The sequence below is a fragment of the Mycobacterium sp. genome (assembly GCF_035314665.1).
Taxonomy (GTDB): Bacteria; Actinomycetota; Actinomycetes; order Mycobacteriales; family Mycobacteriaceae; genus Mycobacterium.
In genome coordinates, this window is record NZ_DATFZD010000176.1 from 1 (window position 1) to 12,593 (window position 12,593).

Consider the following 12,593-nt stretch of genomic DNA (forward strand, 5'->3'; position numbering starts at 1 on the left):
TTGCTGCTCGACCTGCTGCTCATCGTGGCCCTGGTGATCGTTGGGCTAGCCGCGCACTCGCTGGGGTTGTTGGCTGCCGGGGTCGACTACCTCGGCGACGGCGCCGCGATCGGCGTGTCGTTATTCGCCATCCGACTCTCGCATCGAGCGGTTAGCGATCACCTGAGCAGACACCCAAACCCGACCCACATTGCGGCATTGGTCAACGCCGGATCGCTGCTGGCCCTCAACATCGGCGTCGTCGCGGCCGCGATCCGGCGACTAGCATCGGGCACCGCCGAGGTACGCGGCGCACCCGTGCTGATTGTCAGTACGGTCGCCGCGGTAGTCATGCTGCTCTGCACGGTCATCGTGGGGGCAGACCGCAACGCCCGTGATAGCGGGGAGGACCTGAACCTCAGGGCTGTGTCGCTCGATACTGCCGCCAACGCGGCGGCTGCCGCCGGCCTCGCCGCCAGTGGCGCGGTCATCATGATTACCGGCGACTGGTACTGGCTCGATCCCACGGTGGCCCTGATCATCGCCGCGGTGATCGGCTACCACGCCGTCAACCTGATCTCGCGAGTCCTTACGGCGCTTAGGTTTCCATGGCGCCCTGCTAAAAAAGGCGCCACCTAGACCGCGCGCGCAGAGCTGGCCCGCGGCGGCGCCGGCTGTGGCCGCTTTTCTTGCTTCACCCGCCGGGAATGCGGCTGCGGACACTGCGAAGCCGCGGCGACCGCGCGGACAGGGCATGTATGGCAGATCGTGTCAGCGTGGCAAGGATAAATTTGTGCTGTGACCTGCAGCTATTCGGGTGGGCGAAGGGGGACTTGAACCCCCACGTCCCGAAGGACACTGGCACCTGAAGCCAGCGCGTCTGCCATTCCGCCACTCGCCCTAAACAACCGGTGGAGCCTACCACTGTAGTAGCCGGTATCCCCAACCGCGCCGATGCCACGACCGGGCTGCTCCGCCCCGCCGAACCCGGCCTTGACCTGGATCGATGCGATTCTCAGAGTTCTACAAGTGCCGCTGCGCTGCGCTGGCCCGATACCATGCTGGAGTACGACACGCGTGATGCGACACGCCGGAGGACCGTCCGCCGTGCAGCACCGATAGACAAGGACTGAGGCGGGCGCTTGGACACAGGCAGCCAGAAGGGGCTGGTTCAACGGATCGAGCGCAAACTTGAGGTCACCGTCGGTGATGCTTTTGCCCGGGTGTTCGGCGGATCGATCGTTCCCCAAGAAGTAGAAGCCCTGCTGCGCAGGGAGGCGGCCGACGGAATCCGCCCACTCCAGGGCGATCGGCTTTTGGCTCCCAACGAATACATCATTACCCTCGGTATGCACGACTACCAGAAAGTGGGCGCCGACCCGGACCTCACTTCAGACGCTTTCGCTAAGCATTTGGCGGGATACATCGGCGAACAGGGGTGGCAAACATATAGTGACGTGGTCGTCCGGTTCGAGCAGGCGACGAACCTACATACCGGCCAGTTCCGCGTCCGCGGTGCTGTCAACCCCGATGTCGCGCCCCGCCCAACAGCTGGCGACCTCGCCCGGCCACAATCAGAACACGCGTTCAGCGCAGAACCAGGAGTACCACCGATGAGCGACAATTCGAGCTACCGCGGCGGCCAGGGGCCGGGGCGGCCGGGCGACGACTACTACGACGAGCACCACGGCCATCCGCAGGATGAACCGCGCGGTGGCCAGGACCCCCGGGGTGGCTATCCGCCGGAATCGGGCGGATATCCCGACCAGCAGGGTTATCCGGCGCCGCCGGCTGACCAAGGCGGGTATCCAGAGCAGGGTGGATACCCCGAGCAAGGCGGCTACCCCGACCAGCGCGGCGGCTACCCCGACCAGCGCGGGGGCTACCCCGACCAGCGTGGAGGCTATCCCGAACAGGGCGGCTACCCCGACCAGCGCGGGGGCTACCCCGACCAGCGCGGGGGCTACCCCGACCAGCCTGGGGGCTACCCCGAACAGGGCGGCTACCCGCAATACGAACAGCGTCCGGGCGGCGGCCAGGGTTATGACGCCGGCTACCGCCAGGGCGGCTACGGCCAACCCGGTGGCCAGGGCTACGGCGAGTACACCGACTACGGCCGCGGACCGGCCCGCCACGAAGAGGGCGGCTACCCCGAACAGCGGGGCGGCTACCCCGAACAGCGGGGCGGCTACCCCGAGCAGGGTGGCGGCTACGACCAGGGCTATGCCGGTGGGCCGGGATACGGCCGCCAAGAGTATGGCCAGCAGCCCGACTACGGCCGTTACGGTGACGCTCCCGCTCCGACCTACGGCGCCCCGAGCGGCGGATACGCCGAGCCGGCGGGTCGCGACTACGACTACGGCCAGCCCGCGGAGGCCGGCGGCTACGGCGACTACGGCCAGGCCGGCTACCCATCGTCCGGGACCGCGGTCACCTTGCAGCTCGACGACGGCAGTGGGCGCACCTACCAGTTGCGCGAAGGCGCCAACATCATCGGCCGCGGCCAGGACGCCCAATTCCGGTTGCCGGACACCGGTGTGTCGCGCCGCCATCTGGAGATCCGCTGGGACGGCCACGTCGCGCTGCTGTCGGACCTCAACTCCACCAACGGCACCACCGTCAACAACGCGCCCGTGCAGGAGTGGCAGTTGGCCGACGGCGACGTGATCCGGTTGGGCCACTCGGAGATCGTCGTCCACATCCATTGATCCCGTAAGTCGCGAAGCTATCCAGCTTCAGCCCGCATAGACCATCGTCCAAGTATCGTGACGTTGCTATATCCGGGCACGCGAAGCGTGCGGCGCCAGGACGGAGGGGACGCCAGATGCAGGGACTAGTACTGCAACTGACGCGTGCCGGGTTCTTGATGTTGTTGTGGCTATTCATCTGGTCGGTGCTGAGAATCTTGCGGACTGACATCTACGCTCCGACCGGCGCGGTCATGGTGCGACGCGGATTGACGTTGCGCGGCACCTTATTGCCGTCGCGACAGCGCCTCACGAATGCGCGCTACCTGGTGGTGACCGAGGGAGCATTGGTGGGTGCGCGCATCACGCTTAGCGGGCAGCCGGTGTTGATCGGACGCGCCGACGACTCGACGCTGGTGCTGACCGATGACTACGCCTCGACGCGGCACGCGCGGCTTTCCCAGCGCGGCTCGGAATGGTACGTCGAAGATCTAGGATCGACCAACGGTACATACCTTGACAGGGCGAAGGTGACGACGGCGGTACGGGTTCCCATTGGCACGCCGGTTCGTATCGGCAAGACGGTAATCGAGCTGCGCCCGTGACTTTGGTCTTGCGGTATGCGGCTCGCAGCGATGTCGGCTTGGTGCGTTCCAACAACGAAGATTCGGTGTATGCCGGCGCGCGGTTGCTGGCGCTCGCCGACGGCATGGGCGGGCACGCCGCCGGTGAAGTCGCTTCCCAGTTGGTAATTGCGGCGTTGGCCCACCTCGATGACGACGAGCCCGGTGGCGATCTGCTGGCCAAGCTTGATTCCGCGGTGCACGCGGGCAATTCGGCCATCGCCGCACAGGTTGAGATGGAACCCGACCTCGAGGGCATGGGAACCACACTCACCGCAATCCTGTTCGCGGGCAACCGGCTTGGGTTGGTGCACATCGGCGACTCGCGCGGCTATCTGCTGCGCGACGGCGAGCTGACCCAGATCACCAAAGACGACACGTTCGTCCAAACCTTGGTCGACGAAGGGCGGATCACCCGCGAAGAGGCCCACAGCCATCCGCAGCGATCGTTGATCATGCGAGCGCTGACCGGTCATGAGGTTGAGCCCACGCTGACGATGCGTGAAGTGCGCATCGGCGATCGCTACCTGCTGTGCTCCGACGGGCTCTCCGACCCGGTCAGCGACGAGACCATCCTGGACGCCCTGCAGATTCCCGATGTCACCGACAGCGCCGACCGTCTCATCGAGCTTGCGTTGCGCGGCGGCGGCCCAGACAACGTCACCGTGGTGGTCGCCGACGTCGTCGACTACGAGTACGGCCCGACCCAGCCGATCATCGCGGGCGCGGTATCCGGCGACTCCGAGTATCAGGACCAACTGGCCCGACCCAACACCGCAGCCGGCCGGGCCTCGGCCATCAACCCGCGCCCAAATGTGGTCAAACGCGTTCTGCCGCAAGTCGATACCTTCACCCGGCCACGGCGGTCGCGACGGCGAATAGCGATCGGGGCCGCGCTCGTCGTCTTGTTGGTGCTCGCGGCGCTGGCCATCGGCCGGACCGTCATCCGCAACTACTACTACGTCGCCGAATACGGCGGGGCGGTGTCCATCATGCAGGGCATCCAGGTATCGATCCTGGGCGTACCGCTGCATCAGCCCTACTCGCAGGGCTGCCTGAACAGCCGCAACCAGCTGTCGGTGATCCGCTACGGCCAGGCGGGCAAAGGTGGCGATTGCCAGCTGATGAAGCTGTCCGATCTGGTCGAATCGGCTCGCGCGCAAGTGGCCGCCGGACTTCCGGCAGGCACGCTGGAGCAGGCCGACGCACAGCTACGCAGATTGTCGACCGAGTCGCTGCTGCCGCCCTGCCCGCCCGCGCGCGCCCAGTCGCTGCCGACCGCAACGCCACCGCTCGCGCCCACGACCACCCCAGCACCGGAACCCAGCGCCAGCACCTCGGTCCCCGAACAACCTCCTGCAAACCCATCGCCGACGCCGGCCGCACCCACCGTCACAGCACTCTCCCCGCCGCCACCCCAACCGGGTACCGACTGCCGGGCTCCGACATGACCACGCAGCCGCAGCCTCCGGTCGCGGTGACACCTCCGCTACCGACTCGGCGCAATGCGGAACTGCTACTGCTGTGCTTCGCCGCCGTGATCACCGCGGCGGCCTTCGCGATCGTGCAGGCCAACCAGGAACGCGGCGTGAACTGGCAGCTGATCAATTACGCCGCCGGGTTTTTGGCGGTGTTCGCCTGCGCCCACCTTGCCATCAGACGCTTTGCGCCGTACGCGGACCCGTTGCTGCTGCCGATAGTGGCGCTGCTCAATGGTCTGGGACTGGTGATGATTCACCGGCTTGACATCGACGACCGCCTCACCGGGGCCAGTGCACGCGCAAACCCGCAAATCCTATGGACGCTGGTGGGGGTGGGGGCGTTTGCGTTCGTGGTGATTTGGCTGAAGGACCACCGCCAGCTCGCCCGCTACGGCTATATCTGCGGGCTGACCGGATTGGTCATTCTGGCTATCCCGGCGCTGCTGCCAAGATCGCTATCTGAGCAGAACGGCGCGAAGATCTGGATCAAGTTGCCGGGCTTTTCGATTCAGCCGGCCGAATTCTCCAAAATCCTTCTGCTCATATTCTTTTCGGCGGTGCTGGTGGCCAAACGCGGTCTGTTCACCAGTGCCGGCAAGCATGTCCTGGGCATGGACGTGCCGCGGCCGCGCGACCTGGCTCCGCTGCTCGCGGCCTGGGTCACGTCGATCGGCGTGATGGTCTTCGAGAAAGACCTCGGGACTTCGCTGTTGCTCTACGCGTCGTTCCTGGTGGTCGTTTACCTTGCCACCCAACGGTTCAGTTGGGTGGTCATCGGCTTGGCCTTGTTCGCGCTGGGAAGCGTTGCGGCGTATTTCATTTTCGATCACGTCCGGGTTCGTGTGCAGACCTGGCTGGACCCCTTCGCCGACCCGGACGGTGCCGGGTATCAGATCGTGCAGTCGCTGTTCAGCTTTGCTACCGGCGGGATCTTCGGCACCGGACTCGGCAACGGTCAGCCGGGCACCGTGCCGGCCGCGTCGACCGACTTCATCGTCGCCGCGTTCGGTGAAGAACTCGGGCTGGTGGGATTGGCCGGCCTGCTGATGCTGTACACCATCGTGATCATCCGCGGCATGCGGACCGCGATCGCGGTGCGGGACAGTTTCGGCAAGCTGCTGGCCGCGGGACTGGCCTCGGCGCTGGCCATCCAGCTGTTCATCGTCGTCGGCGGGGTGACCAACCTGATTCCGCTGACCGGGCTGACCACGCCCTGGATGTCCTACGGCGGCTCGTCGCTGCTGGCCAACTATGTGCTGTTGGCCATCCTGGTGCGCATTTCGCATTCGGCCCGACGCCCGTTCCGCACCCGGTCGCGCAACACGTCGCCGATCGCGGGCGCCAGCACCGAGGTGATCGAGCGGGTATGAACACCTCTTTGCGCCGGATCTCGGTGACCGTGATGGCGCTGATCGTGCTGCTGCTGTTCAACGCCACGCTCACCCAGGTGTTCACCGCCGACGGGCTGCGTGCCGATCCGCGCAACCAGCGGGTGCTGCTCGACGAGTACTCGCGACAGCGGGGTCAGATCACCGCCAGCGGCCAGCTGCTGGCGTATTCGGTCGCCACCGATAGCCGTTTCCGCTTCCTGCGGGTCTATCCGAACGCCGCGGTGTACGCGCCGGTCACCGGGTTCTATTCGTTGCGCTATTCCAGCAGCGGGCTGGAACGCGCCGAGGATCCGTTGCTCAACGGATCCGACCAGCGGTTGTTCGGTCGCCGGCTGGCCGACTTCTTCACCGGACGCGACCCGCGCGGCGGCAACGTGGACACCACCATCAACCCACGCATCCAGCAAGCCGGCTGGGATGCCATGCAGCAGGGCTGCAACGGGCCGTGCCGCGGCGCGGTCGTCGCGCTGGAGCCGTCGACCGGCAAAATCCTTGCGCTGGTATCCAGTCCGTCCTACGACCCCAACCTGCTCGCGTCGCACGACCCCGAACAACAGTCGCAAACCTGGCAGCAACTTCGCGACGACCCGCACTCGCCGATGACCAACCGTGCCATCGCCGAGACGTACCCGCCGGGTTCGACGTTCAAGGTGATCACCACCGCGGCCGCGCTGCAGAACGGCGCCAACGAAAACGAGCAGCTCACCGCGGCGGCCACGATTCCGCTGCCAGACAGCACCGCCACACTGGAGAACTACGGTGGCGCCCCCTGCATCAACGCCGAAACCGTGTCGCTGCGTGAGGCGTTCGCGCACTCGTGCAACACCGCGTTCGTCCAATTGGGCCTGCTCACCGGCACCGACGCCCTGCGCAACACCGCCCAGTCGTTCGGTCTCGACAGCGTCCCCGACCCCACTCCGCTGCAAGTCGCCGAATCCACCGCGGGCCCGATCCCGGACGCCGCCGCGCTGGGAATGTCGAGCATCGGCCAAAAGGACGTCGCGGTGACGCCGCTGGAGAATGCGGTGGTTGCCGCTACCATCGCCAATGCTGGCGTAACTATGCAGCCCTACCTGGTCAACAGCCTGCAAGGGCCGGACCTGGCTAACATCAGCACCACCGCGCCGCATCAACAGCGCCGTGCAGTCTCCCCAGAGGTCGCAGCTAAGCTAACGGAGTTGATGGTCGGCGCCGAGAATGTCACACAGCAGAAAGGGGCGATTCCCGGCGTGCAGATCGCATCCAAGACAGGTACCGCAGAGCACGGCACCGACCCGCGCCATACGCCACCGCACGCGTGGTATATCGCCTTCGCGCCCGCACAGACCCCGAAGGTGGCCGTTGCGGTGCTCGTAGAAGACGGCGCTGATCGGCTGTCCGCCACCGGGGGTGCGCTTGCCGCACCGATCGGGCGGGCCGTGATCGAGGCCGCGCTGCAGGGAGGACCATGAGCCCGCGAGTAGGTGTGACGCTGTCCGGCCGGTACCGGTTGCAGCGCCTCATCGCCACCGGCGGCATGGGCCAGGTGTGGGAGGCGGTCGACAGCCGGCTGGGGCGGCGTGTCGCGGTCAAGGTGCTCAAAAGCGAATTCTCCTCTGACCCTGAGTTCATTGAGAGGTTTCGGGTCGAGGCGCGCACCACCGCGATGCTCAACCATCCCGGGATCGCCAGCGTCCACGACTACGGCGAGGTCAATATGGACGGCGAGGGCCGCACCGCCTACCTGGTGATGGAGTTGGTCAACGGTGAGCCGCTCAACTCGGTGCTCAAGCGCACCGGCCGGCTCTCGTTGCGGCACGTGCTCGACATGCTCGAGCAGACCGGACGCGCGCTGCAGGTCGCGCACGCCGCCGGTCTGGTGCATCGCGACGTCAAGCCCGGCAACATTCTGATCACTCCCACCGGTCAGGTGAAGATCACCGACTTCGGTATCGCCAAGGCCGTCGACGCCGCCCCGGTCACCCAGACCGGCATGGTGATGGGCACCGCGCAATACATCGCCCCCGAGCAGGCGCTCGGTCACGACGCGTCTCCGGCCAGCGATGTCTACTCGCTGGGAGTGGTTGGCTACGAAGCGGTTTCGGGTAAGCGCCCGTTCACCGGTGACGGCGCATTGACGGTCGCAATGAAGCACATCAAAGAGCCGCCGCCGCCGCTGCCATCCGACCTGCCGCCCAATGTGCGCGAGCTCATCGAGATCACCCTGGTCAAAAACCCCGGCATGCGTTACCGCAGCGGGGGACCGTTCGCCGACGCCGTCGCCGCCGTCCGGGCGGGACGCCGGCCGCCGCGCCCCACCCAGGGGGCACCCGCCGGCCGCGCCACCCCGGCCGCCATTCCGTCGGGTACCCAGGCACGCGCGGCGGCCAGCCCCACCGGCCGGGTCCCCGCCGCCCGGCGCAGCACCGGCGGTCACCGCCCACCACCGCCACGGCGCACGTTCTCGTCCGGTCAGCGTGCGCTGCTATGGGCCGCCGGCGTGCTCGGCGCGCTGGCGATCATCATCGCGGTGCTGATCGTCATCAATTCCCACGACAGCAACTCCCAGCAGCAACCGTCCGCACCGACCGTGACCGACACGGGACAGCCGCCCAGCAAGTCTGGGCCGGCTCCGGCGCATCCGACAAATTGGACGGATCCAGGGGTAACAGGTAATGCTGGACAGCAATGCAGCCCGTCTCATCACTGGCGGGCGGCCGCGCTGAGCCAGTATGCGTGGCCGCCCCGACACGAAACACCGCAATGACGACCCCGCAACACCTGTCCGACCGCTACGAACTGGGCGAAATCCTCGGCTTCGGAGGCATGTCCGAAGTCCACTTGGCCCGGGATGTTCGCTTACATCGCGACGTAGCGGTCAAGGTGCTGCGCGCCGACCTGGCCCGGGACCCCAGCTTCTACCTGCGTTTCCGGCGAGAGGCCCAGAACGCCGCCGCGCTGAACCACCCGGCGATCGTCGCGGTGTACGACACCGGCGAGGCCGAAACCGCCGCCGGACCGCTGCCCTACATCGTGATGGAGTACGTCAACGGTGTCACCCTGCGCGACATCGTCCACACCGACGGACCGCTGCCGCCCACGCGGGCCCTCGAGATCATCGCCGACGCCTGCCAGGCGCTGAACTTTTCCCACCAGCACGGCATCATCCACCGCGACGTCAAGCCGGCCAACATCATGATCAGCACCACCAACGCGGTGAAGGTGATGGACTTCGGCATTGCCCGGGCGCTCTCCGACGGCGGAGTCAGCGTCACCCAGACCGCGGCGGTGATCGGTACCGCGCAATACCTTTCCCCCGAGCAGGCCCGCGGCGATTCGGTCGACGCCCGCTCCGACGTCTACTCGCTGGGCTGCGTGCTCTACGAAATGCTCACCGGTGAACCACCTTTCGTCGGCGACTCGCCGGTCGCGGTGGCTTACCAGCATGTCCGCGAGGATCCCGTCCCGCCGTCGCAGCGGCACGAGGGCATCTCCGCCGACCTCGACGCCGTCGTGCTCAAGGCGCTGGCCAAAAACCCCGAGAACCGCTATCAGACCGCCGCGGAGATGCGCGCCGACCTGGTTCGGGTGCACAGCGGCGAGCCGCCCGAGGCGCCCAAAGTCCTCACCGACGCCGACCGCTCCTTGATGCTGGCCTCGGCGCACCCCGGCGGCCCCGCCGGACCGCACACCGATCCGCTGCCCCGCCAGGAACTCGACTTCAGCCGTGACCGCGGCCCGGGCTCGGTAGGCCGCTGGCTCCTCGCGGTCGCGGCCTTGGCGGTGCTGACCGTCGTCGTGACGATCCTGATCAACACCTTTGGAGGCGGCCTGCGCAACGTCCAGGTGCCCGACGTGCGGGGCCAGGCGTCAGCTGATGCGATCGCCGCGCTGCAGAATCACGGCTTCAAAACGCGCACCCAGCAGAAACCGGATTCGACCGTCCAGCCCGATCACGTCATCGGCACCGACCCGGGGGCCAACGCGAAAGTTGGTGCCGGCGACCTGATTACCATCGACGTGTCCACCGGCCCCGAGCAGCGCGAGGTGCCGGACGTGTCTTCGCTGAGCTATGCCTCCGCGGTGAAGAAGCTGAAATCGGCCGGGTTCGGCCGGTTCAAGCAGGTCCAGTCACCCTCTACGCCGGAGATGAAAGACAAGGTCATCGGGACCAACCCGCCGGCCAATCAGACGTCGGCGATCACCAACGAGATCTCGGTCATCGTCGGCTCGGGCCCGTCGACCAAGCAGGTTCCCGACGTCGCGGGCCAGACCGCCGACTTGGCGCAGAAGAACCTTACCGTCTACGGGTTCAGCAAGTTCAGCCAGGCCGCCGTGGACAGTACACGCCCGGCCGGCGACGTTATCGGCACCAATCCGCCTGCGGGAGCGACTGTTCCGGTTGATTCGGTGATCGAGCTCCAGGTCTCCAAGGGCAACCAGTTCGTGATGCCGGACTTATCGGGTCTCGTCTGGACCGACGCCGAGCCGCAACTGCGTGCGCTCGGGTGGACCGGTGTGCTGGTCAAGGGGGCCGACGTCGACGCCGGCGGTTCCCAGCACAACCGGGTGGTCTTTCAAAGCCCGGCCGCGGGTCAGGGCGTGGATAAAGACGGGCCGATCACGCTGAAGTTCGGTCAGTAGCCGGCTCGTAGGACCGTACCGTCGCCAAGCTGTTGACGATTTCGCTTTCCAGCCGTCGCACCAGCGCGTCGTCTCGGACCTGGCCGCAGTCGGCCAGCCAGTTGGCCAGCATTCGATGGCCGCCTTCGGTCAGTATCGATTCCGGATGGAACTGAACCCCGTGGATCGGCAGGTCGGTGTGCCGCACGCCCATGATCACGCCGCTGCGGGTGTGGGCGGTCACCTCCAGCTCGGCCGGCAAGGTTTCCGGCAAGATGGTCAGCGAGTGATATCGGGTCGCCGTGAAGGGATCCGGAAGTCCCTGCAGCACACTGGTATTCGTGTGGAAGACGCTGCTGGTTTTGCCGTGCAGCAACTCGGGGGCCCGATCCACCGTGGCGCCGAACGCGACGCCGATGGCCTGGTGGCCCAGGCACACTCCCAGCAGTGGGGTGCGCGACGCGGCGCAGGCACGCACCAGGCCGATCGACGCCCCGGCCCGTTCCGGCGTCCCGGGCCCCGGGCTGAGCAGGATCCCATCGACCTGGTCGGCGATCGCGGCGTGGTCGGACAGCCGGGCGTCGTCGTTCCGCCACACCTGTGCCTCGACGCCGAGCTGCCCGAGGTACTGCACCAGGTTGAAGACGAAACTGTCGTAGTTATCGACGACCAAGATCCGCATCTTGTCAGGTTACCGGTGGGCCGGAAGGCAGGCCGGTTCAGTAGCTGACCGGGCCCGCTGGCTGGGCCGAGTGCATGGTCACCGGCTCGGTGTAACCGGCGACCCGGACGTCGGGGGTGACTTGCTCGGTGTAGCCGAGGCCGAACCGCACCACGTATTGCTTGTACAGGATCACCAGGGGAGCGGCGGCCAAGGCGGTCTGCATGGCCGTGGCGTCGCCGATCGCCGTGACCGTGTACGGCGGAGAGAAGGTCCGCCCATTGAGCAGCAGCGTGTTGCCGACGCAGCGGGGGGCGGAGGTCGCGATGATGCGCTGGTCCTGCATCTGGATCGCCTCGGCGCCGGCGCTCCACAACGCGTTGAGCACGGCCTGGATGTCCTGTTGGTGCACGACGAGGTCATCAGGGGATGCGTCGCGCGGGAACCGGCCATTGGCGTCCCGCTGTGCGTCGTCGAGGGTCACGATCAGTCCCGGCCCGTGGACCGGGTCCAGACCGGCGTCACCGGCCAGCTCGGTCGAACGACGCAGCATGGCGGCCAGCGCCTTATCCGACGACCGGCCGTGGGTGGAATCGATGGTGTGGGCCAGCTGATCCCGTTCGGCATTCAGCCGGTCGACCTCGGACTGCTCCCGGCGGACCAGGTCCACCAGTCGCGGTGCGTCACTGCGGCGGATTTCGCCGCCGCCGGATACCCCGTGGGTAGCGCCGAGCAGCAACCCGGCCAACAGGCAGACCAGCGGAACGCCGACCCGCCACAGTGAGGGCCGCGATTGCTCCCGCTCGGTCTGTTTGGCCATCGGCTGTCCGTTCGCTGCTGGTGAGTGCGTTAGGCTCGTCGTGCACCTTCCAGCAATACCGTATCGCCGAGGTAGATATGCCCAAGTCCAAGGTCCGCAAGAAGAGCGACTTCACCGCCAGCGCAGTGAGCCGTACGCCGGTCAAGGTCAAGGCCGGGCCGTCCAGTGTGTGGTTCGTCGTTTTGTTCTGCGGCCTGATGCTGATCGGCCTGATCTGGCTGATGGTGTTCCAGCTGGCCGCCACCGGCCCCGACGCGCCGTCGCTGCTCACCTGGATGGCCAACCTCGGCCCGTGGAACTACGCCGTCGCGTTTGCTTTCATGATCAGCGGCTTGTTGCTCACAATGCG

11 protein-coding genes and 1 tRNA gene are annotated in these 12,593 nt (G+C 66.8%); 9 read left to right on the top strand and 3 right to left on the bottom strand.

Annotation, left to right across the window (positions count from 1 at the left end; genetic code table 11):
* Positions 1-618 (top strand): cation transporter (locus VKI00_RS13940; protein WP_324438264.1); only part of this gene is annotated, 618 nt, incomplete at its 5' end.
* A 179-nt stretch (positions 619-797) separates the two neighbouring features.
* Here the strand turns inward: VKI00_RS13940 and VKI00_RS13945 are convergent.
* Positions 798-880, bottom strand: a tRNA-Leu gene (locus tag VKI00_RS13945).
* A gap of 241 nt (positions 881-1,121) precedes the next feature.
* Between VKI00_RS13945 and VKI00_RS13950 the strand changes: the two genes are divergently transcribed.
* The 7 genes from VKI00_RS13950 to pknB all read left to right on the top strand — a co-directional run bounded on the left by VKI00_RS13950 (position 1,122) and on the right by pknB (position 10,784).
* On the top strand, positions 1,122-2,687 hold the full coding sequence (locus VKI00_RS13950) for an FhaA domain-containing protein (RefSeq protein WP_324438266.1): 1,566 nt from the start codon (positions 1,122-1,124) through the stop codon (positions 2,685-2,687).
* Positions 2,688-2,803: 116 nt separating this feature from the next.
* Positions 2,804-3,271: an FHA domain-containing protein FhaB/FipA gene (locus VKI00_RS13955; RefSeq protein ID WP_324438268.1), complete on the top strand. Its 468-nt coding sequence runs from the start codon at positions 2,804-2,806 to the stop codon at positions 3,269-3,271.
* Complete coding sequence (locus tag VKI00_RS13960; RefSeq protein WP_324438269.1) at positions 3,268-4,740, top strand: protein phosphatase 2C domain-containing protein; 1,473 nt, start codon at positions 3,268-3,270, stop codon at positions 4,738-4,740. The genes VKI00_RS13955 and VKI00_RS13960 overlap by 4 nt, the downstream gene beginning before the upstream one ends.
* Entirely contained in the window at positions 4,737-6,140 is a 1,404-nt protein-coding gene (locus tag VKI00_RS13965; RefSeq protein ID WP_324438271.1) for an FtsW/RodA/SpoVE family cell cycle protein, read from the top strand. Before VKI00_RS13960 ends, VKI00_RS13965 begins: the two co-directional genes overlap by 4 nt.
* Positions 6,137-7,612: a D,D-transpeptidase PbpA gene (pbpA, locus tag VKI00_RS13970; protein WP_324438273.1), complete on the top strand. Its 1,476-nt coding sequence runs from the start codon at positions 6,137-6,139 to the stop codon at positions 7,610-7,612. Before VKI00_RS13965 ends, pbpA begins: the two co-directional genes overlap by 4 nt.
* The gene (locus VKI00_RS13975; RefSeq protein ID WP_324438275.1) at positions 7,609-8,907 is read left to right on the top strand and encodes a serine/threonine-protein kinase; all 1,299 of its coding nucleotides are present in this window, start codon (positions 7,609-7,611) and stop codon (positions 8,905-8,907) included. Before pbpA ends, VKI00_RS13975 begins: the two co-directional genes overlap by 4 nt.
* The gene (gene pknB / locus VKI00_RS13980) at positions 8,904-10,784 is read left to right on the top strand and encodes a Stk1 family PASTA domain-containing Ser/Thr kinase (RefSeq protein ID WP_324438277.1); all 1,881 of its coding nucleotides are present in this window, start codon (positions 8,904-8,906) and stop codon (positions 10,782-10,784) included. Before VKI00_RS13975 ends, pknB begins: the two co-directional genes overlap by 4 nt.
* Here pknB and VKI00_RS13985 read toward each other — a convergent pair.
* Positions 10,762-11,445, bottom strand: a complete 684-nt coding sequence (locus VKI00_RS13985; RefSeq protein WP_324438278.1) for an aminodeoxychorismate/anthranilate synthase component II — start codon at positions 11,443-11,445, stop codon at positions 10,762-10,764. The genes pknB and VKI00_RS13985 overlap by 23 nt on opposite strands.
* 37 nt (positions 11,446-11,482) lie before the next feature.
* Positions 11,483-12,244, bottom strand: a complete 762-nt coding sequence (locus VKI00_RS13990; RefSeq protein ID WP_324438279.1) for a DUF881 domain-containing protein — start codon at positions 12,242-12,244, stop codon at positions 11,483-11,485.
* Positions 12,245-12,321: 77 nt separating this feature from the next.
* Here VKI00_RS13990 and crgA point away from each other — a divergent pair.
* Positions 12,322-12,593, top strand: a 272-nt coding sequence (gene crgA / locus VKI00_RS13995; protein ID WP_324438281.1) for a cell division protein CrgA, incomplete at its 3' end; no start/stop codon positions are given.